This window comes from Methylophilus sp. E2MeOHC9 (assembly GCF_058744375.1).
Map to the genome: position 1 here is coordinate 2,979,146 of NZ_CP196024.1, position 21,202 is coordinate 3,000,347.

The 21,202-nt window shown below is 53.8% G+C and carries 14 protein-coding genes and 1 riboswitch; all 14 genes read right to left on the minus strand.

Translation table 11 applies throughout. From position 1 onward, the window contains the following. Window positions 1–26: 26 nt before the first annotated feature. The 14 genes from yfaE to ACSSVF_RS14280 all read right to left on the minus strand — a co-directional run bounded on the left by yfaE (window position 27) and on the right by ACSSVF_RS14280 (window position 21,164). A complete protein-coding gene (yfaE, locus tag ACSSVF_RS14215; protein WP_492404340.1) occupies window positions 27–440 on the minus strand; it encodes a class I ribonucleotide reductase maintenance protein YfaE in 414 nt (137 codons plus the stop codon). Between the two features lie 90 nt (window positions 441–530). Continuing rightward, a complete protein-coding gene (nrdB, locus tag ACSSVF_RS14220; protein ID WP_492404342.1) occupies window positions 531–1,664 on the minus strand; it encodes a class Ia ribonucleoside-diphosphate reductase subunit beta in 1,134 nt (377 codons plus the stop codon). A 210-nt stretch (window positions 1,665–1,874) separates the two neighbouring features. Continuing rightward, complete coding sequence (nrdA, locus tag ACSSVF_RS14225) at window positions 1,875–4,154, minus strand: class 1a ribonucleoside-diphosphate reductase subunit alpha (RefSeq protein WP_492404344.1); 2,280 nt, start codon at window positions 4,152–4,154, stop codon at window positions 1,875–1,877. Between the two features lie 132 nt (window positions 4,155–4,286). Beyond that, a riboswitch (cobalamin riboswitch) is annotated at window positions 4,287–4,509 on the minus strand. Window positions 4,510–4,843: 334 nt separating this feature from the next. Continuing rightward, window positions 4,844–7,315 (minus strand): TonB-dependent siderophore receptor, encoded by a 2,472-nt coding sequence (locus tag ACSSVF_RS14230; protein WP_492404345.1) that lies wholly within the window; start codon window positions 7,313–7,315, stop codon window positions 4,844–4,846. Between the two features lie 118 nt (window positions 7,316–7,433). Next, the gene (locus tag ACSSVF_RS14235) at window positions 7,434–8,390 is read right to left on the minus strand and encodes a FecR domain-containing protein (protein ID WP_492404346.1); all 957 of its coding nucleotides are present in this window, start codon (window positions 8,388–8,390) and stop codon (window positions 7,434–7,436) included. Window positions 8,391–8,400: 10 nt separating this feature from the next. Continuing rightward, a complete protein-coding gene (locus tag ACSSVF_RS14240; RefSeq protein ID WP_492404347.1) occupies window positions 8,401–8,925 on the minus strand; it encodes a sigma-70 family RNA polymerase sigma factor in 525 nt (174 codons plus the stop codon). A 184-nt stretch (window positions 8,926–9,109) separates the two neighbouring features. Continuing rightward, window positions 9,110–11,599 carry a TonB-dependent siderophore receptor gene (locus ACSSVF_RS14245; protein ID WP_492404348.1) on the minus strand — a complete coding sequence of 830 codons (2,490 nt, stop codon included), beginning with the start codon at window positions 11,597–11,599 and terminating at the stop codon, window positions 9,110–9,112. A gap of 90 nt (window positions 11,600–11,689) precedes the next feature. Further along, a complete protein-coding gene (locus tag ACSSVF_RS14250; protein WP_492404350.1) occupies window positions 11,690–12,658 on the minus strand; it encodes a FecR family protein in 969 nt (322 codons plus the stop codon). Beyond that, window positions 12,655–13,182, minus strand: coding sequence for a sigma-70 family RNA polymerase sigma factor (locus ACSSVF_RS14255; protein WP_492404352.1), 528 nt, complete (start codon window positions 13,180–13,182; stop codon window positions 12,655–12,657). The genes ACSSVF_RS14250 and ACSSVF_RS14255 overlap by 4 nt, the downstream gene beginning before the upstream one ends. A 155-nt stretch (window positions 13,183–13,337) precedes the next feature. Then, window positions 13,338–14,732 (minus strand): efflux transporter outer membrane subunit, encoded by a 1,395-nt coding sequence (locus tag ACSSVF_RS14260; protein ID WP_492404354.1) that lies wholly within the window; start codon window positions 14,730–14,732, stop codon window positions 13,338–13,340. Beyond that, a complete protein-coding gene (locus tag ACSSVF_RS14265; RefSeq protein WP_492404355.1) occupies window positions 14,725–16,686 on the minus strand; it encodes a MacB family efflux pump subunit in 1,962 nt (653 codons plus the stop codon). Before ACSSVF_RS14265 ends, ACSSVF_RS14260 begins: the two co-directional genes overlap by 8 nt. Then, on the minus strand, window positions 16,683–17,849 hold the full coding sequence (locus ACSSVF_RS14270; RefSeq protein ID WP_492404357.1) for an efflux RND transporter periplasmic adaptor subunit: 1,167 nt from the start codon (window positions 17,847–17,849) through the stop codon (window positions 16,683–16,685). The genes ACSSVF_RS14265 and ACSSVF_RS14270 overlap by 4 nt, the downstream gene beginning before the upstream one ends. Continuing rightward, window positions 17,850–18,467 carry a hypothetical protein gene (locus ACSSVF_RS14275; RefSeq protein WP_492404358.1) on the minus strand — a complete coding sequence of 206 codons (618 nt, stop codon included), beginning with the start codon at window positions 18,465–18,467 and terminating at the stop codon, window positions 17,850–17,852. 240 nt (window positions 18,468–18,707) lie between these two features. Next, entirely contained in the window at window positions 18,708–21,164 is a 2,457-nt protein-coding gene (locus ACSSVF_RS14280; protein ID WP_492404360.1) for a TonB-dependent siderophore receptor, read from the minus strand. Window positions 21,165–21,202 lie beyond the last annotated feature (38 nt).

The following is a 21,202-nucleotide window of genomic DNA, read 5'->3' on the forward strand; positions in this document are numbered from 1 at the left end:
ACCCTGTTTTAAGTAAAGCTTTTGTCTTAAAACAATGAAAGGTTATTTGCGCGCACAGTATTTTTGCTGGCCCTTTTTCGGGCTAGTTTTTTCACTGGCGCGTGTTTGGGTGTTAGCGAAGGTTCGTCAAACAGGGATTGCTGCGCAGGGAACATGTCGTTTTGCAGTTGCGCGTTTTGCACATCGAGCCTGAGCTCGCAATCGATGCGGATATCTGATTTGGGTACGCAGCAACAAGGCAGGATTTCATCGGCGGCGATAAATGCCAGCGGTTGTTCGAGGTACTCTACTTCGCCAGCCAGCAGACGCACGCGGCAGCCACCACAATAACCGCTCCGGCATTGGTACTCTACTTCGTGCCCGGTGCGTTCAAGGCCTTCTAGCAGTGTTTCCTGCGGGATGAGGTTAAAGCGGATGTGCTGGCTTTGTACAACGCTCACTTGGGGTGGTGTTCACTTAAAAAGTCGAGTTTAAATAAGTGCGCGAGCGGGACAAAGTGCAAGGCTGCAATTTGCCCGCGCAGCCACTTATTACAGCTCAAAGTCGTTAAGGTCATCTGCTGACATTTCAGAATCAATCTGACCGATCAGGTAGGAGCTGAGCTCTACTTCCTGCGGGGCGACTTGCACGGTGTCTGACGACAGCCAGGTATTGATCCATGGAATCGGGTTGCTTTTGGCTAGCGGAAACGCGGGTGCCAACCCGACTGATGCCATGCGGCTGTTGGTGATGTATTCCACATACTGGCAGAGGATGTCTTTATTCAGGCCTATCATGGAGCCATCTTTGAACAGGTACTCTGCCCATTGCTTTTCCTGCTCGGCGGCAGTTTTGAACATCTCGAAGCACTCTTGCTGCAACTCGGCGGCGATCTCGGCGAATTCCGGGTCATCTTGCCCGGAGCGCATGATGTTGAGCATGTGCTGGGTGCCGGTGAGGTGCAGGGCTTCGTCACGCGCGATCAGGCGGATGATTTTGGCGTTGCCTTCCATCACTTTGCGCTCGGCAAAGGCGAATGAGCAGGCGAAGCTGACATAGAAACGGATCGCTTCCAGGATATTGACGTTCATCAGGCAGCGGTAGAGCAGCTTTTTCAACTCGCGTTTGTTGACTGACTTGGTTTCGCCATTGATGATGTGATCACCCTCGCCCAGTTGTGAATACAGCATGGTCTGGTGGATCAATTCATCGTAATAATGCGCGATATCCGATGCGCGTGCGGTGATATTGTCGTTGCGCACGATGTCATCGAAAATGATGGAAGGATCATTGACGATATTGCGGATGATATGGGTGTAAGAGCGCGAGTGGATAGTCTCTGAAAACGCCCAGGTCTCTATCCAGGTTTCGATCTCAGGCAAGGACACCAATGGCAATAAGGCCACGTTAGGGCTACGGCCCTGGATAGAATCGAGCAGGGTCTGGTATTTGAGGTTGCTGATGAAAATGTGCTTTTCGTGCTCGGGCAGGTTCTGGTAATCAGAACGGTCCTGTGACACATCCACCTCTTCCGGACGCCAGAAGAATGACAGTTGTTTCTCGATCAGCTTTTCAAATACCGGGTATTTCTGCTGGTCGTACCGCGCCACGTTGACGGGCTGGCCGAAGAACATCGGTTCTTTGAGTTGTTCGTTGTCGATTTTGGTGAAGATGCTATAGGCCATGGCCGTGTTCCTAATGTTTAAGTGTTAATTCTCAAACTATTTTTAAAATGTATTCATTACCCACTACAAGAAATGCTGAGTAAGCGAGCGAGCGGAATAAAGTGCAAGGCGCCCGGAGCAGAGAAACCGAAATGTACAAGTAGTACATGAGGATTTCGAGCACCGCGCAACGCCGCAATTTACCCGCGTAGCCGCTTAATCAGCGTTTCTTTAAATTTTGCAAGCTCCGCTGGCGCAACCATCATCCTCTGCCTCGGTGCCCCCTTCGGTGGCTCCGTCGCGGGTATTATGGTAATACAGCGTTTTGATGCCCAATTTGTAGACTTGTAGCAAGTCTTTCAACAGTTGCTTCATCGGCACACGGCCGCCTTCAAAACGGGTCGGGTCGTAGTTGGTGTTGGCAGAAATCGATTGGTCGACAAACTTCTGCATAATGCCCACCAGCTTGAGGTAACCCTCATTGTTTGGCATTTTCCACAGCAACTGGTACTGGTCACGCAGGCGGTCAATCTCTGGCACTACCTGGCGCAGGATGCCGTCTTTGGATTGCTTGACGGACACCAGGCCACGCGGTGGCTCGATACCATTGGTGGCGTTGGCGATCTGGCTGGAAGTCTCTGATGGCATCAAGGCAGTCAGGGTGGAGTTACGCAAACCGTCTTTTTGGATCTCGGTGCGCAGGCTTTCCCAATCCAGCAGCAATGGCTCGCTGCAGACTGCGTCCAGATCTTTTTTGTAGGTATCGATAGGCAGGATACCTTTAGAGTAAGTGGTTTCCTGGAACGCGCCGCATGGGCCAAACTCACGTGACAGTTGTACCGAAGCCTTGAGCAGGTAGAACTGGATCGCCTCGAAAGTGCGGTGCGTCAGGCCCAGCGCTTCATCGCTAGTGTAGTTGGTGCCGTTTTTCGCCAGGTAATAAGCGTAGTTGATGACGCCCACGCCCAGTGAACGGCGCTTGTTGGTAGCACTCAGTGCGGCTTTGACCGGGTAATCCTGGTATTCAAGCAAGGCATCCAGTGCACGCACCACCAGGTCGGCCAGGCCTTCCAGCTCGTCCAGTGATTCCAGCGCGCCCAGGTTGAATGCAGACAAGGTACATAAGGCGATTTCGCCTTCGGTATCGTTGATGTCGTTCAGGGCATTGGTTGGCAGTGCGATTTCCATACACAGGTTGGATTGGCGCACAGGTGCCACAGCCGGGTCAAACGGGCTATGCGTGTTGCAATGGTCTACGTTCTGGATGTAGATACGGCCTGTACCGGCACGTTCTTGCATCATCAGCGAGAACAGCTCTACGGCTGGCAGCGTGCGTTTGCGTATGCTTGTATCGGCTTCGTACTGGGTATACAGGCGCTCGAACTCATCCTGGTCGGCAAAGAAAGCGTCATATAAACCAGGCACATCATGTGGCGAGAACAAGGTGATGTTCTGGCTCTTGATCAGGCGCTGATACATCAGGCGGTTGATCTGCACGCCGTAATCCAGGTGGCGCACGCGGTTTTCTTCCACGCCGCGGTTGTTTTTCAGTACCAGCAGCGATTCGACTTCCAGATGCCACAACGGGTAGAACAAGGTCGCGGCACCGCCACGCACACCGCCCTGCGAGCAGGATTTCACCGCAGACTGGAACAGCTTGTAGAACGGCAGGCAGCCGGTGTGTTGCGCTTCACCGCCACGGATTTCACTACCCAGGGCGCGGATACGGCCAGCGTTCACGCCTATACCGGCACGTTGCGAGACATATTTCACAATGGCGCTGGTGGTGGCATTGATGCTATCCAGGCTATCGCCACACTCGATCAGCACGCAAGAGCTGAACTGGCGCGTCGGCGTACGCACGCCGGACATGATAGGCGTAGGCAGCGAGATCTTGAAGGTAGATACGGCGTCATAAAAACGCTTGATCAGGTCCAGACGCGTTTGGCCTTTGTAGTTGGCGAACAGGCACATGGCCACCAGAATGTACAGAAACTGCGGACTCTCGTAGATCTTCTTGGTGACGCGGTTCTGCACCAGGTACTTGCCCTCCAGCTGCTTGACCGCCGCGTAGGAGAAGTTCATATCGCGCCAGTGGTCGATATAGCCATTCAGCACATCGAATTCTTCACGGCTGTAATCGCGCAGCAAGTGCTGGTCGTATTTGCCAAGCTCAGTCAGGTTAGTGACATGGTCAAACAGGTGCGGTGGCTCAAACTGGCCATAGGCGATCTTGCGCAGGTGGAAGATAGACAAACGGGCTGACAGGTACTGGTAATCCGGGGTTTCTTCCGAGATCAGGTCAGCAGCGGACTTGATGATGGTTTCATGAATGTCGTCAGTACGGATGCCATCGTAAAACTGGATATGGGAGCGCAACTCAACCTGCGATACTGACACATTGTTCAGACCCTGTGCTGCCCAGTCAATCACACGATGAATCTTATCGAGATTGATAGGTTCCTTGCGGCCATCACGCTTGGTGGCTTGCATGGATTCGTATTGTGACATTGATGGCTCCCAAATTCAGGAAGCGGAAGGACTACAGCAACGACGCAAAAGCAACACATATGCAGGCCGGGCAAAACCCGGCACCATGATGATAGCTCTGCTACTGCCGAGGACACCCCGCCTCAAACGTTAACAAGTAAAAAACTGACGGTCGGTCTCCTGGCTCTCAGGTCATGATTATTTGCGGTCGCCTTCCCGAATTTCTTCAGTGGCTTAAAGTGTTCGCAAACAACTCGCTGATCACAGTTGCGGGGGCAGCCCTGGCTTGATGACACCTGCGCGGGTTCACGCACCAGATTCCCTTTTAAATGCCGAAGAAGTGTTTCTTCTGCAAACCGTATGGATGCGACTATAAATCAATATCTATGGCTTTTCAATCAGACAAAACACAAGATATAGTTGTAAAGTCTCACTTTGCTATACAAGGTATTGTTTCTATTAAAGAATATATTCAAAGAATTTTTTTAATATATTTTTTGTGAAAATGCATTGCATTTTTAGTTGAATTGCGCATTGAATGTTACAAAGCTGAAACATTTTTATCCGCCTTATCAAAAGCAAAGGCCGGCCATGAAGGCCGGCCTTTAAACCGTCAACAATGAACCGGGTAAAGCCTGATTCATTGTCCATCTGCGACGACTAAAACCTTATATTAAAAACACCCTATGTGAGTTTAATAAAGTGTCATCTTATAAAGTACCGCGTATCGTCAGCATAAAGTTTTGCGGATCGCCGTAAAACGTTTGTAATGCATCCAGGTAGTAGTGCTTGTCGAACAGGTTGTTGATATTCAGTGCTGCTGTCCAGCGGTTATCAATCTTGTAGCTGGCCTGCGCGCTCCAGATGGCATAGCCACTTTGCTCACGCTTCACATTATCGACAGTCGTGGTGAACCCGGTTCTGCTTTGCATGACTACGCCGCCACCGATAGAGAATCTATCCCAGTCACCGTGCAACTTGTAGGTGTTCCAGGCGCGGAACAGGTTGCGCGGGTTATGATCGCCGTTCAGGCGCACGCCATTCAGGTTGGTATCACCGGCCATGACATATTTAGCATCATTAAAGGTATAGCCAGCAGATACTTGCCAGCCTGGCAGTACTTCACCGCTGATCTCAGCATCTATGCCCTGGCTTTCCTGCTTGCCGGCATTGATGTAGCAAGCGCCGCCGGAAGGTGAACCCGCACAAGTGACCGAATTCAAAGGGTCGATAATGGCGCCGTTGGACTGCTCAATTTTAAATAGCGTCAATGCCGTATTCAGTTTGCCTTGATAAAACTCGCCTTTGATGCCTGCCTCGTAGTTTTTGCCTGTCGCAGGTTGCAACGCGCCACCACCTGCGGTGAAGGTATTACTTTGCGGTTTAAAGATCTCCGTGTAGCTACCATAGAGTGACCAGTTGTCATTCAAGCTGTAAATCAGCGCAGCATAAGGCGTGACCTCGTTGGATTGCTTATAAGCGCCATTGAATGAGCTTTCATAGTCATACCAGCTGACCCGGCCACCCAGGATCAGCTTGAGCGGATCAGCCAGTTGTAACCTGACATTGCCATACAGGCCCTGCCTGGTTTCCCTGGAATCCAGCGCAGCAGCATAAACGCCTGGATAGACGCGTGGCACTTGTGACAGGTTCAGGTTATTGTAGTCAATTGGATATTGCGGTGTATAAGCGGTACGCGCAGTCCTGCTCGATGGCATCTCATTTTGCTGCCAGTTGGCACCGGCAAATACTTCATGCGTTTGCCCGAAAGCGTCAAACTTGCCGACCACCTGGGCGTCCAGTGCCGTGGTTTCATACAACACCCTGGAGAATTCCGCACGCAAATAACGCTGACCGGCCAGGGTTTGTGGATTAATCCTGTCATCCGTAGGGCGGATGATCTGGTCTTCCCTGTCATTACGCTGGTAAAGCGCACTTAGCTTGAACTTCCACGCATCATTAAAGTGATGCGTGATATCCGCAAACACTTCTTGCGTCTGGCTTTCATAACCGGTCCAGCTTGGGCCTAACGAGGTAGAACGTGGCAGGTTCAAATTGCTGCCATCGGTAGACATCGGCAAGCCACCGCGCCAGCGACCACCGTACTGGTGGAAATCCTGGTAACGCATACCGATGGCTGCGACCGTATTTTCGCCGAGGTCGGCTTCCAGCATGCCATAGAGTAACGGCAGTTTGCTTTGCGCTTCATCATAGAAATACTGTCTGTCTTCGTAACCGGCGATCAGGCGGCCACGCAGTGTGCCAGCTGCATTGAGCGGGCCTGTGATATCGGCGTCCAGACGGTAATAATCCCAGCTCCCTGCCCGTCCGGTCAGCTGCAACTGCTGCTCGGCCAGAGGCCGTTTGCGCACCATGTTCACGGTACCACCCGGGTCGCCATTGCCGATCAACAGGCCAGGCGCACCTCGCATCACCTCGATACGGTCCAGCATGATGGTATCCGGCGGTGTGCCTATGCCGCCATACTCACCCATGGGCACGCCATCGACCATGAAGTTGCCGATCTCAAACCCGCGTGAATAATAGGAAGAATGGCCATAGCCACGCAATTGTTTGGTCACACCTGTCGTCTGCGTCAACACGCTGTCCAGCGTGGTCAGGTTCTGGTCATCCATACGTTGACGGGTAATCACACTGACTGACTGCGGAGTTTCACGCAGTGTCTGCTCACTTTTGCCTATGCTGACTGCCCGGGCAGCGTATGACCGGGTGCCTTCGCTGATGGCTTCAGACTCGCGTAGCTTGCTGTCAGTGACTTTGACTTCAGGCAACACAGCATGGCTACTCTCATCGCGTGAAGGGGCTGCCTTGCGCAGTTTCCAGTTACCACTTCGGTCTGCGGTCGCTTCAATACCGCTGCCATTGAGTAATTGCTGGAAACCGTCGCTCACGCCATAAGCGCCTTGCAAACCCTTGCTTTGCAGGCCAGCCGTCAGCGCCGGGTTTAAAGAGAGATTGATGCCGCTGGCACCGGCGAAGGCCGCCAGTGCTTTATCCAGCGAACCCGCTGCGATATTGTAGGTTTGCCTGTTTTCGATAGCCGTCGCATCGGCTGCATAGGCTTGCATGCTGGCAGTACCAGTCATGACCACCCAGGCCAATTGCAATGCGACGCGTATCGCTTTGCGCTGCAGTCGCGGCCCTTGATTACCTTGTTGCATATACATTCCTGTTCATTGGTTTTTAATGGTTACATTTCCAATGTCAGGCGAAATTTAAAAAGGGGACACGCCGGGTACATCGCTAGCAAAAAAGCTGAAAATATTATGGGATAAAGAACTATGACCGACCGGTCAAGGTGACCCAGTAACGGGTACGCTGCTGCACGACCACAGGTAAGGTATCTTCCAGCGCTGCCAGAATACTGTCCGTGTTATTGAGCTGAAAGACACCAGACACTTGCAGCTGCGCGATTTCCGCATCGCAGCGGATGATGCCCGGGCGATACCTCGCCAGTTCATCGACAAACTCGCCTAGCGGCATTTTCACGACATATAGCATGCCCTGCGTCCACGAAGTAAGGGTTTCATCCAGTGGCCGTGGTGCATGCAGTGCATGTGCAGTCAGGCTGGTCTGCATGCCGGCCTGGATCACACCATCCTGTTGCTTTGCCGCGGCTGGCGTGGCTTGCACTGCGCCTTCCAGCACGGCAAGCCGGGTCAATTCCGGCTGTTGGCGCACGGTAAACCGCGTGCCCAAGGCACGCAAATTGCCTTCAGCGGTTTGCACGATGAGCGGCCTGTGTGCAGGTGCGTTATCTGGCGCGGTTTGAATGAGGATCTCCCCTGCCAGCAGGCGGATCAGCCTCAATTCACGCGTGAATTCCACATTGACGGCACTGGCGGTATTCAATAACAGCTGGCTGCCATCCTCCAGCACGATCTGGCGGCGCTCGCCGGTGGCGGTGCGGTAATCTGCCATCCATTCCTGCCACGGGCTATAGCGATACGCCAGTATGCCGCTGGGGATTGCCACCATGCATGCCGCCAATGGCTTGATGAAATCCCTGCGGCTTATTGGCCGCCCCAGCACCGGCATGGCGATATCTGTCGGCACCTGGCTGAGTTTTTGTGTCAACAGCCCGGCATGCTGCCAGGCTTGTTCATGTTCAGGGCTGGCGGCGCGCCAATCGGCAAGCCTGTTTTTCTCTGCGGCTGTCATGTTGCCTGAATGCCACAACGCCAGCCATTTGGCTGCCTGGCGTATGGTCATTTTCTGGGAGGCGTTGGCACTCATATGATTGCGCTTACAGCATGGCCAGCAGGCACTGTTCGAATGCCTGCGCCATATAACGTTTCACGGTACGTGTTGAAATATTCAGTTGCTGCGCGATCTGGTCATAGGTCAACCCATCCAGTTGTGACAGCAGGAAAGCACGTCTGGCGTTTTCAGACAGGCCATCCAGTATTTCGTCTATTTCATGCAGGGTTTGCAGAATAAGCAGCCGTTGTTCAGGCGAGATGGTTTCTGGCTCAGGCAACACCGCCAGTGCCTGCGTATAGGCCTGCTCCAGGGATAGTCGCTGATAATAATTGGCCAGCAGGCGCTTGGCGATAGTGGTCAGGAAAGCCCGTGGCTCCTTGATCTCGGCCACTTCACTGCGTGAAGAGAGTATGCGGGTGAAAGTATCCTGTGCCAGGTCATCCGCCTGGTAGCTGCAACTGAGTTTGCGTCTCAGCATAGTCACCAGCCAGCCGTGATGCGCCTGATACAGATCAGCCAACGTTAACTGTGCGGGATTTAAATGCGAGGGCGCTTGTTGGTCTGCCATGAATATTTACGGGATGAAGGAGTCATATGAAAAAATGCAGGCCCTATGACTGACATCCGGGAACCAGCAAACAGAAGGCATCATTATGCAAATAAGAATCATTGTCAATAAGAACACATAAAAAACAAGGTGGGAGTTAGCCACCTTGTTTTTAGAAATCACATTAATAATGCCTCATCAGTGATTAGAAGTTTCCTCGCAATGTCAGCATGAAGCTTTGTGGTTCGCCATACCAGCGATTGCCTGCGACGGTGTAATAGTGTTTGTCGAACAGGTTGTTAATATTGAGTGCGGCCGTCCAGTGATTATCGATACGGTAATTGGCATGGGCGTTCCACACCGAATAACCGCCCTGTGTATAGCGCACACCAAACTCTTCGGTAAATATTTCGCTTTGCACGTTGATGCCTCCGCCGACGGTGACTTTATCCCAATCCCCCGGCAACTTGTAGGTTAACCAGCTGCGGAATAACTGCCTGGGGATGAAAGCACTTTGGTAGGCACCCCCTTCACTGGTGGTCGGATTGCCATTACTGTCACGATCGCGCACATACTTGGCCGAGTTGTAAGTGTAGCCAGCAAAAGCTTGCAGTCTTGGCAGGATCTCACCGTTCACTTCAGCGTCAAAACCTTCACTCTTGAGTTTGCCGCCATTGATAGAACAACCACCCGTAGATGGCGTGCCCGGGCAACTGAGCGGATTTTGCGGATCGGTCTGCGCAATATCATCGAGGTCGATGCGGAATAGCGCAAATGAAGTATTCAATTTGCCATCGTCAAACTCACCTTTGATCCCCATCTCATAGTTGGTACCCGTGGCTGGCTTGAGCGCACTGCCGCTGGCGGTAAATGAATTACTTTGTGGACGGAACACGTCGGTATAACTGCCGTATAGCGACCAATTGTCATTCAGACGCAGGATGGCAGCCACATAAGGCGTCACCTCACGATTTTCCTTGAATCCGGTACCGCCAAAATTACTATCTTCATACCAGCTCACCCTGCCACCCAAAATGACTTTCAGAGGATCTGCCACTTGCAGCTTGAGGTTGCCATAAAAGCCCTGGCTGGTGGTCACACTGCTCATCGGCGCACCGTAAGTCGTCCCGAAAATGCGTGGTAATGCCGATAGATCTGGCGAACTTGGGTTCACGGCTACAGGGGTTGCATATGTCACCCGGCTATCTTTATAGGCAAGCGTTTCTTCACGCTGCCAGTTGGCGCCCACAAACATCTGGTGCTCCTGGCCCCAGGCGTCAAATTTGCCATGCAATTGGGCATCGGCGCCTCTGCGCCTGTAATTGCTCTCTTCAAAATCGATACCGCGTAAGGCGAAGGTTTGCAAAGTCACAGGATCGATAGGGCTGCCACCTGCTGTGGTAAAGATTGGTGCATCTTCCCTTTCGCTCAGCTGGTAAGTACCGCTGAGCTTGACCGACCAGTCGTCATTGATGTGGTGGGTGATATCGCCAAACACTTCCCTGACCGTGCTTTTGAAATAGGACCATTCAGGGCCATAAGAGGTGGAACGAGGCAACCTTAAATCGGTGCCATTATTGGCATAAGGCAAGCCTTGTGCCCAACGGCCGCCTTGCTGCGAATAGTGTTGATAGCGCATGCCAGCGGAAGCTACCGTGTTTTCACCCAGGTCAGCCTCCAGCATGCCATACAGCAATGGCAATTTGCTTTGCGCTTCGTCATAGAAGTAATGCCTGTCTTCATAGCCCGCAATCAGGCGGCCACGCAAGGTACCAGCCGCATTCAATGGGCCGGTGACATCTGCATCAAGACGGTAATAATCCCAGCTGCCTGCACGCCCGGTCACCTGTAACTTGTGTTCAGCCAGAGGCCGCTTGCGCACCATGTTCACCGTGCCACCCGGATCACCATTGCCGATCAACAAACCAGGTGCGCCACGCAAGACTTCGATGCGGTCAAAGATCGCAGTATCCGGCGCAATGCCAATGCCACCGTAATAGCCGACCGGCACGCCATCGATCATGAAATTATCCAGCGCAAAGCCGCGCGAATAATAGACCGTGTGGCCATAGTTGCGGAACTCTTTGGTCACGCCGGTGACCTGGCTGAGTACGTTATCCAGCGTGGTCAGGTTCTGGTCATCCATACGCTGCCGCGTCATCACGCTGACAGATTGCGGTAGCTCTTTCAATGACTGCACGCCCTTGCCTATCGTCACTGCGCGGGCCGCATAAGATTTGGTGCCTTCACTGGCAGCTGCGACTTCGCGGATCTTATCAGCTGTCACCTTGACCTCAGGCAAAGTAGACTGGCTGGCATCCTCACGGGGAGCAGGCGCCTTGCGTAAGGCATAACCAGCCGCTGTTTTGTCGGCGCTGTAGCCAGTATCCGCCAGCAGTTTGGCAAAGCCTTCATCGATGCCATAACTCCCTTTAAGACCGGCACTGCGCAGATGCTGGATATCGCTGGCATCCAGTGAGATGGACACCCCGGATTGCTGCGCGAACCGGGTGAGTGTTGTGGCCAGGGGACCGGCAGGAATATCGTAGCTTTTGCCAGCGGCAGCAGGCTCTGCATAAGCAGTCATGGGGCTGGTTGCCAGAATGGGCAGGCAGACCAGCTGCAAGGCAAGTACGACAGGGGCCAGCTTGAAGCCGGGCAGGCATCCCTGGCGTTTTTGGTTCAACGATTGCATATTATTTTTACTCCCTTAGTGAACAGTTACTATCACCAAGACAACCGGCAAGCAAAAACCGGAACCGGAAAGTAAACATTTAATGCATTTTTATGGTTTTAGATTGACGGACACCATCCACGGCGTGAACCGTTGCAGCTCGATCGGGAAACTCTCAGCCAATAATGCCAATGCCCGCTCGGGTTCATCCAGCGGCAAAACGGCACTGACCTGATATTGAGACAACGCCGTGGCGTCATAGCGCAGATAACCTTTATGGTGGCGTGCCAGCGTTGCCAGCACATCGGGTAATGGCTGGTTTTGCACCACCAGCTGATGCAGTTTCCAGGCATCATCAATACTGCCAGGATCGATCGCATGCAAAGTGCCGACCTTATGCGCAGTAAAGCTGAGCCCTTCACCTTGTGTGACCACGGGTTGCGCGGCACCTTGTGCTGCTGCCTTGACCTTGACCCTGGATTCAAGCATCAGGACTTCGGTTGACTGTGCATGACGACTCACCACAAAGCGGGTGCCCAGGGCAGTGATGCTGCCATGTTCGGTTTTTACGGTAAATGGACGGCTGGCGTCTTTCGCCACGTCTACCAGTATCTCACCCTGGATGAGGGTTATTGTGCGGCGATGGGCTGAAAAATCCACATCAACGGCAGTATGCCCGTTGAGTGTCAGCTGGCTGTGATCAGACAGCGTTGATGACTGCCATTCGGCAGTCGCAGTATGCATATCAGCCAACCAGTAAGCGAGTGGATACTGTGCAAGTATCAGCCTGGCTGGCAGTGCCAATACCAGCAAGAGTGCTACCACGCCGGCACCCCGTTTGAGCTGCTTGCGGCGTTTTTCCTGCTGGATACCAGCCTGTATCGCCTGGTGAGCTAAGCCGGATTGCGGACGCAATCCTTCCAGCCTGGCAATCATTTCCTGCATATGGCTGATAGTGATGCCATGGACAGGGTCAAGCGCCAGCCATTGCTGGAAAGCTGTTTCAACGGCCGGGTCCTGCGCATTTTCTTCCAGCCGCAACAACCACTCAGCGGCCTGCTCTGCAATCGGCGCCGTCATAAGGTACTCCCTGACTCACCAAGTACCGTGTGGCAATGCACCAACACACTGATCAGGTACTTCTGCACCATCCTGGTGGATACCTGCAAGCTCTCGGCAATCTCTGCGTGCGACATTCCATCCAGATAGCGCATGAGGAAAGCTTCACGCGGCTTGTGCGCCAGGCCTTGCAGCATAAGGCTGATATGTTCCAGCGCCTCGACAGCCGCCGCCACTTGCTCCGCAGAAGGCGCATAGGTTTCGCCCATCGCGATGACACCAGCAAGATAGCTTTCTTCAATCACGCGGCGCCTGGCCTGGTTCAACAGCAGATGTTTGGCTGTGGTCGTGAGATAGGCACGTGGCTCACGCATGGTGAGCAAAGCGTCCCTGGACACCAGGATACGGGTGAAAGTATCTTGCATGAGGTCAGCGGCGGCATGCGGGCAGCCTAGTTTTCTTCTTAACCAGGAAAGTAACCAGCCATGATGTTCGCTGTATAGATGATGCAGGGTTTGTTGCAGTGCACGCTCGTTTGCCGGCATGTGGGGGCAGATTCCAGAAAGCTACAAATGATAATGATTCTCATTTTATCATAAGAAGCGTCTGGCATTGATGATGTGTCATCGCGTTTACCACGATAATTTTTGTTCAGCCCCCATCATAATCGTCTATCACGGACAGCCATCGCACTTACACTTCAGGAATCTGGACGTGCCCAGCCACCGCCGAGGGCACGATAGAGGTCAATCGAAGCCTGTAAGCGCTGTTGCCGGATCTGTACATTGACATCCTGCGCTGTGAATAACGTACGCTGGGTATCCAGCAAGGTCAGCATGGTTTCAGCCCCGGCCTGGTAGCGGGACTGGGCGAAGCTGAATGCGCGTTCAGCATTTTCCAGTGCTTCGGCCTGGGCCACCGCCTGTTGCTCCAGGCCACGGATACGGTTCAGCGCCGCCTCTACATCGGCAAACGCAGCGATAATCGTCTGCCGATAATTGGCCAGCAGCTCTTCCCTGCGCGCCATGGCCACGTCCCGCTGGGCAGCCAGCCTTCCCGCATTAAAAATAGGTGCGGCCAACCCGGCAGCCAGGCTGTAAAGCGGGTTATCCAGCACATTGCTTAAATGATCACCGCGGCTCAACACACCACCACTCAGGGTAATGCTGGGCAGCATGACCGCACGTGCCACCTGGATATCTGCCTGTGCAGCCAGCAATGCTGCCTCGGCACTGGCGATATCCGGCCTGCGCACCAGCAGACCGGCGGGCAAACTGGCATTGGCCGGCGGCACCTTCACTTCTGCCAGCAAGCTATTGCCAAACTGCACCTCAGCCAGTGGCTGGGAGAGCAAAGCGGCAAGGATCGCTTCGGTATTTCCTTGCTGTTGTTTGAGCAATGCTAGGGTACGGCGTTGAGAAGCCACCAGCCCTTGCTGCTGTGCCAGCGCCAGCTGATTGACCGCACCCGCACGATAGCGCGATTGCACCAAACCAAGCACTTTTTCGGCATTTTCAAGATTTTGTTGCGCGATCAATACCCGCTCACGCAGGCCGGTCAGCTCCATCCAGGTATTGGCCACACTGGCGCTGATAGATAAACGGATGCTGTCACGGTCAAACACGGTCGCATCGACCCTGGCCAGCGCACCCTGGTAGGCCGAACGGTTCTTGCCCCAGAAATCGATCTCGTAACTCGCCACCAGGGCAGCAGAGTAGTTGCTTAAAGCAGACGCATCGCTACTGCCTCCCAGCCTGCGCTGACGCCCGGCACTGGCGGTAGCTGCCACTTCAGGCAACAATGGCGCGCCTGCCACTACGGCCAGCTTCTGCGCTTGTGACACGCGCGCGACTGCTGCGGCAATATCGTAATTGGCCGTTTGCGCGCGTTGTACCAGAGCATCCAGCGCTGTATTTCCAAATGCCTGCCACCAGTCCCGTTCTATCTTTGCATCAGCGGCATCCGCCTGGTGCCGCCACTGTACAGGCACCACGGCCAGGCCATCATCCGCATTCAGTTGCAAAGGCTTTAACTGGCTACATGCCGCGAGCAGCACCGCCAGGGGAATCAATACAGTCAGTTTCATATCACTCATTGGCAAGCGCCACCACAGGGTCCAGGCTAGCAGCCTTGCGGGCCGGCATAAAACCGAATACCAGGCCGGTCACGACTGAACAGAAAAAAGCACCCAATATGGCAGTCAGTGAAAAAATCACTGGCATGCCGAACAACACCAATGTGATGCCTATGGATAAACCGATGACGACGCCTGTGACACCGCCCACCGTGGTCACCAGCACCGCCTCGGTCAAAAATTGTTGCAGGATGTCACGCTGGCGTGCGCCAGTCGCCATGCGGATGCCGATCTCACGCGTGCGCTCACGCACCGTCATCAGCATGACATTCATCACCCCTATGCCACCGACTACCAGTGACACAACTGCGATCAGGGCGAGCATAAAGCCCATACTGTCCTGTGTTTTGGCTTGTGCCGCGATCCAGGCAGCCGCGTTCTCGATTTGAAAATCACGCACGCCATGACGGCTGAAAAGCAAGCTTTCCACACGCTCTGCCACTGCATCTATCACCGCCATATCTTTGACTTCCAGCGTAACATAGCTAGGCTCACGTTCACCAAACACGCGCAGGCTCGCCGTTGAATAGGGGATAATGACCAGATCGTCATCGCTTTGATCACCAGTCACCGCGCCTTTGGAAGCCAGCACGCCTATCACCTGAAACGGCACATTGCCTATCAGTATGGTTTCACCGATCGGGTTTTCGATATCCGGCATCAGGTTCTGTACCAGACGCTGCCCCATCACCGCGACCGTGGCCATGCGTGCATCATCTTCTTCCGTGAAAAAAGAGCCTTTGATCACCGGCCATGACAACATGCGCGACATGGCAGCACGTGATCCTTTAATGCGCGTTTGTGCATCTTCATTGCCAAACCGCACCACTTTACTGCCGGAAAAATTCGGTAGCACATAACTGATCTGCGGCATATCACCCAATGCCTCAATATCGGTCGCACTGATGCCGCGCCCCGGAATCCGTGAGCTTTCGCGTTTGGGATAGACATAGATGTGGTTGGTGCCAAACGCGCCCAACTCAGCGACTACACGCTCTTTGGTGCCCATGCCTACGGCCAGCATGACGATCACCGAAGCGACACCGATAATAATGCCTAGCAGCGTCAGCCCGGTACGGAAGCGATTGACCCACATCACGCGCCAGGCCGCGCGACAGGCTTCCAATATGTCGCCGCGCCACTGAATGCCGCTATCCCCGGCGGCAAAGGTCAGTGCAGGAATTTTCTTGGTTTCAGTCGTATCTTCTGCCGTTGTGCTGGCAAAACCTGTATCACTGATGACATGCCCATCACGGATCTCAATCACACGCCGGGCGCGTGCAGCCACATCGCGGTCATGCGTGATCAGGATAATAGTATGCCCTGCATCTGCCAGCTCATTCAGCAGGCCCATGACCTCTTCACCACTGCGGGAATCCAGCGCGCCTGTAGGCTCATCGGCCAGAATAATATGCCCGCCATTCATCAGGGCACGGGCGATGGAGACACGTTGCTGCTGGCCGCCAGATAATTGCTGCGGCCGGTATTGCAAGCGTTCTTCCAGCCCTAGCCGGGTCAGCAAGGCCTTGGCACGCTCGGCACGTGCAGATTCGGTCATGCCGGCATACAGGGCAGGCATTTCCACATTTTCCTGCGCAGTCTCAGTGGTGATCAGGTGATACCCCTGGAACACAAAGCCAAAAGCCTCGCGTCGCAGCCAGGCCAGCTCATCCGAGTCCATCTGCGCAACATCGCGCCCGGAAAAACGGTAATGCCCGCTGCTGGGTTTATCCAGGCAACCGAGGATATTCATCAGCGTGGATTTACCGGAACCAGACGCACCGACGATGGCGACAAATTCACCGGCGTGGATATCCAGGGAAATACCGTGCAATATCTCTACGCGCGGCTGGTCTACACCGCCGTAATGCTTGCGGATATCACGCAAGGAGATCAGTGGCTGGGCGATATTCAAAACTTGAACTTCCAGGGGCTGGCTTGTGGTTGCTTGTCCGCAATGATCAACTGTTCGTCTTCTGCCAGGCCGGAAACGACCTCGGCACGCAAACGTGTCCGCACGCCAGTCTGCACTTCATGCCAGTCTACTTTGCCTGCTTTGTTCAGCACCCGTACTTTGAATTGCCCCGGCTTACCCTCTACTGCAGTCATGGCATTGGTAGGCGCAAGGATCACTTGTTTAGCCTGCGCCACCACAAATGAAACCTGCGCGGTCATCTGTGGCATCAGCTCGCCATCCGCGTTATCCACATCAAACAGTACAGTATACAAAACGACTTTGTTGCTGGCTGTCGCCTGACTGGTGGAACTGCTGCTAGTCTCGGGCTTGGGCGGCGCTGGCAACACCTGCCGCACCGTACCGTTCCAGCGGCGTACATCGCCGCCCAGGGTTTTAAAGTAGACCGCCATGCCAGGCTTCACATAACGCACATCAGCCTCGGAGACATCTGTCCACACTGTCATGGACGACAGATCAGCAATACGCAACAAGGTAGGCGTCTGGTAAGTCGCATTCAGCGTCTGGCCGGTTTTCGCCTCTATCGATACTACCGTTCCTGACATGGGCGCATAAATCCGCGTAAACCCTAGCAGCGCCTCGTTCCCTTGCAGGGTTGATTGTGTTTGCACAATCTGCGCCTTGAGGTTTTTGATACGCGCGGCAGCCGTCTTCATGGTCGCTTCCGCCTGCTGCACGTCCTCGGCACGCGTCGAGCCATCTACATGCATGCGTTGCTGCCTGGCCTCTTGTTGCAGGGCAAACGCATATTGCGCCTCTTGCTCTTCCAGTTGCGCTTGCAGCCCGGCCAGCGCCGCCCGCCCGGCATCCACTGTCGCCTGCGGCACGCGCGGGTCTATCTCTGCCAGCAGTTTGCCTTTTTCTACCGCATCCCCAGGCTGCACATGCAAGGCCAGTATCTGGCCCGATACCTGCGCGCCGACATCGACATAGCTGCGCGGTTGCAACGTGCCGATGGCGGTCACGTTATGCTCGATATCCCCGCGCTGGACCACTTCTGTTTCGAACGGCGACTCGGCCCTGGCCTGCCACCAGCGCCAGGTAAAGACCAGCAGGATGATCAACACCAGCAATGCTGGCCACTTGTAGCGACGGAATGTCATTTATGGCAAAACCTCAAAACTCAATGTGGCTGTATGGCGCACATCTTCATATTTCTTACCCTGATAAGTGGCACTGCCGTTCACGCGTGCAGTCACCTCCAGTACATACAAGCCGGGGAATAGTGGCTTTAAAGTCACCGCCCCGTCTTCGGCCGGTTTAAGCGAGCGTATCCAGCCTTCACTGGTACTCACATTGACTTGCGAGGCAGCCACGGCATTGCCTTTCCAGACCAGTTTAAATACGTTGCCATGCGGCTCCGTGGGCACCAGCTCAAGATCATTGACTGCCTTGGTCTCGCTGCGTCCCAGTTTGGCCTGGTAAAAATTCAATACATCCCCCTGGCTGACCACCTGTGCAGTGAACCTGACATCGCCTTCTGCCGGTGCGATCAAAAAATGATTTTTTTCTTTTTGCAATGGCAGCGCTTTTCCATCCGCCACAAACGCGCGGCTGCTACTGAGTGCGGCAACATCAGTCTGGATATTCGCTTCATGCATGCCAACAAAAGCATGCGTACCTTCCTGCCCTGGTTCCAGCCAGACATAATCAGCCTTGGTGACCAGGCTAGCCATCAGGCACATAGCCAGCACACTGGTTTTGAATATTGCGGTGTTCATCTGAAATATCTCCTTGCGATCTTATTATTATCAAAAAATTGACGCTCTTATTGGTAATGACACGCGAGAATGGAAAAGGGGCACCTCTCAGCGCAAAAAAATGATGCTTCAGTGCATGTTGACCCTGGCCATGACCCTGCTTGCCATCCAACGCAAAAAAACAGGGCGATGGCATCTATCACCATCGCCCGTGAATGCCCGCCTGAAAAAGCGAGTAAATATGCTTGTGCAGATGCCGGGTTAGAACTGGTACCTGACGTTAGCCATCATCTTGCGCGGCTCTGCAAAAGTGGTGTAATTGAGGCTATCGACCGTGGCATAGTAGCGGCGGTCAAACAGGTTGTTGACGATCAGGTTCAACTCTGTTTTCTTGTTGATCTGGTATTTGGCAGATAAACCGACCACTGTCAGCCCGCTACGCTTGATGTCATAGTCGGTGGCATCATGGTTGTAAATCTGGCTATAGGTGCGGATATTACCTCCCAGACTCCAGTCTGTGCTCGGGATGCGATAGTAACTGACCAGGCTCAGGCTGTGCTTGGGCAGCGTCGTCATGTAGCGGTTGCCTTTTTGCTCGCCGTTGGCAAACTCACTATAGACATAGGTATACCCGGCAGACATATTCCAGCCCTCGGCGACTTCACCATTCAGGCTGAGGTCAAGGCCTTCGCTCACGATCTTGTCTGCCGCCTTGTAACAGCTGCCCTGGCAAATATTGCTCGGGTCAAAAGGGACGGATGTATCCACCCTGGCAAGATTGGTTTGCTCCAGCCTGAACAGGGCAGCAGACACATTCAACCGCTTGTTCAGCAACTCGCCCTTGATGCCCGCTTCGTAATTTCTCCCGACGACAGGGTCTACCCGGCCACCACTCGCATTCCTAAAATCCTGCGGCTTGAAAATATCGGTATAACTGGTATAGAGCGAATATTGCTCATCAAGATCATAGACCAGCCCCGCATACGGTGTGACCACACCACTTTCGGTCTGTTTCGCAGTGCCTGCCAGATCGGTATAGCTATACCAGCTGACACGCGAGCCCAAAATCATTTTAAGTGAGTCGCTCAGATTAAACCGTCCAACAGCAAACATGCCGTGCTGACGCGTCACATCATCACTACCGTAGGTGCCACCAGGCGCAGGTGTCACTATGCTGGCTGGGTCAAACGTATAAGCATTGGGAATGGTGGCGGCCAGCATATAATCTGTGCCCTTGGTTTCAGAACGCAACTTGGAGCCATTCATGCCCACGGTAAGTTCGTGGGTGCGCCCGAACAATGTCGCAGGTCCGGAAGCGTACACATCCAGCGCATCAGATTGCAAATCGCGTGTCAGCCTGGTGTTTTGGAAAAGACTCAGTCCGACACCTGTCGCCGGGTCGAGCCGGCCACTCAGCCAGCTGTCTTTTGATTGGGAAACATCGGTCATGCCCCGCATATAGGTGGCTTTCAAGCGCCAGTCATCAAACAGCTTTTGCTCGATGCCCACCGTATAAAGTGTGTAGCCTTTATCGTTATGGCTATCAGGGTTACCAAAGAAGGATGAGCGATTAAGACCAGCATCCCTGCCATTTGCTGCATAAGGCACCCCCAGGTGGTTGCGTCCCAGGTCTTTCTGGTATTGCACACTGGCAGTCAGCAACGTTGTGGGTGTGATATCGGCTTCCAGCACGCCGTAGATGCCTTGCTTGTTATTAAAGGCATGATCAATAAAAGAATTACCGTCATCCACGACCGCGACCAGCCGTCCACGCAGATTGCCGGACTCAGTGAATGCCCCTGACACATCGCCCACCAGCCGGCGCTGATCCCATGAACCTAGCTGCACTTCGGCACGCGCCTGGAATTCATGCGTGGGACGTTTGCGGACCAGGTTGATAGTACCCCCGGGAGAGCCCGCGCCATTCAGTAAACCGGTGGCGCCTTGCAACACTTCCACCCTATCCAGAAATGCATTATCGATCAGCGGGTTACGGTTAGAGTCACTGATCCCGGTTGGGTTAAGCATGCCGTCATACTGTGATTGCATGACAAAGCCGCGGCTGTAATAGTCATTGCCGTTCGCGCCCCGTTCATAAACAAACACGCCGCTGGCTGTCTTCAGCGCATCATCCACGGATGTCATGCCGAAATCATCCATTTGCTTACGGGTGACTACCGCAACGGTCTGCGGTGTTTCTCGTGGCGACAATGCCAGTTTGGTTGCCGTGCTTGTGTATTTTGCCTGGTAGGACCTGCTACCTTCTGTAATGCCATCGCGTTCGACACGGTCAGCCACTTTTACTTCAGGCAAGGTATCCACTGAAGACTTCTGCCCTTGACCGGCAGGGGCAGCTTTGAGCGTAAAGCGCCCGGGCTGCACATCAATAGCCTGCAAGCCACTGCCTTGCAGCAATACGTCAAAACCTTGTTTTGTCGTGTAATGGCCTTTTAAGCCTTTGGTCGTGAGGTTTTTTGCCTGCTCGGCTTCAAATGACAACACCACACCAGCCTCACTGGCAAAGTGGCCCAATGCACTATCCAGTGGCCCAGCCGGGATATCATAACTACGCGTCGCTTCGTTTTCAGCAGCTACGGCAAATGACCATGTGGCCGATAACGGCAGCATAACCATGCCCACGCTGGTCGCCAGCAGTGCATGCAATACACGTTGCTGTATATAAGCACGCGGGCTGCGGGTTGATTTTTTGATACGCATTTCGTCTCCCTGTTGAATGAATGTTTTCATCACATAGG

Coding starts and splice junctions, on each gene's coding strand:
- nrdB (WP_492404342.1), bottom strand. CDS start 1,664: ATGGCCTATAGCATCTTCACCAAAATCGACAACGAACAACTCAAAGAA.
- nrdA (WP_492404344.1), bottom strand. CDS start 4,154: ATGTCACAATACGAATCCATGCAAGCCACCAAGCGTGATGGCCGCAAG.
- ACSSVF_RS14230 (WP_492404345.1), bottom strand. CDS start 7,315: ATGCAACAAGGTAATCAAGGGCCGCGACTGCAGCGCAAAGCGATACGC.
- ACSSVF_RS14235 (WP_492404346.1), bottom strand. CDS start 8,390: ATGAGTGCCAACGCCTCCCAGAAAATGACCATACGCCAGGCAGCCAAA.
- ACSSVF_RS14240 (WP_492404347.1), bottom strand. CDS start 8,925: ATGGCAGACCAACAAGCGCCCTCGCATTTAAATCCCGCACAGTTAACG.
- ACSSVF_RS14245 (WP_492404348.1), bottom strand. CDS start 11,599: ATGCAATCGTTGAACCAAAAACGCCAGGGATGCCTGCCCGGCTTCAAG.
- ACSSVF_RS14250 (WP_492404350.1), bottom strand. CDS start 12,658: ATGACGGCGCCGATTGCAGAGCAGGCCGCTGAGTGGTTGTTGCGGCTG.
- ACSSVF_RS14255 (WP_492404352.1), bottom strand. CDS start 13,182: ATGCCGGCAAACGAGCGTGCACTGCAACAAACCCTGCATCATCTATAC.
- ACSSVF_RS14260 (WP_492404354.1), bottom strand. CDS start 14,732: ATGAGTGATATGAAACTGACTGTATTGATTCCCCTGGCGGTGCTGCTC.
- ACSSVF_RS14270 (WP_492404357.1), bottom strand. CDS start 17,849: ATGACATTCCGTCGCTACAAGTGGCCAGCATTGCTGGTGTTGATCATC.
- ACSSVF_RS14275 (WP_492404358.1), bottom strand. CDS start 18,467: ATGAACACCGCAATATTCAAAACCAGTGTGCTGGCTATGTGCCTGATG.
- ACSSVF_RS14280 (WP_492404360.1), bottom strand. CDS start 21,164: ATGCGTATCAAAAAATCAACCCGCAGCCCGCGTGCTTATATACAGCAA.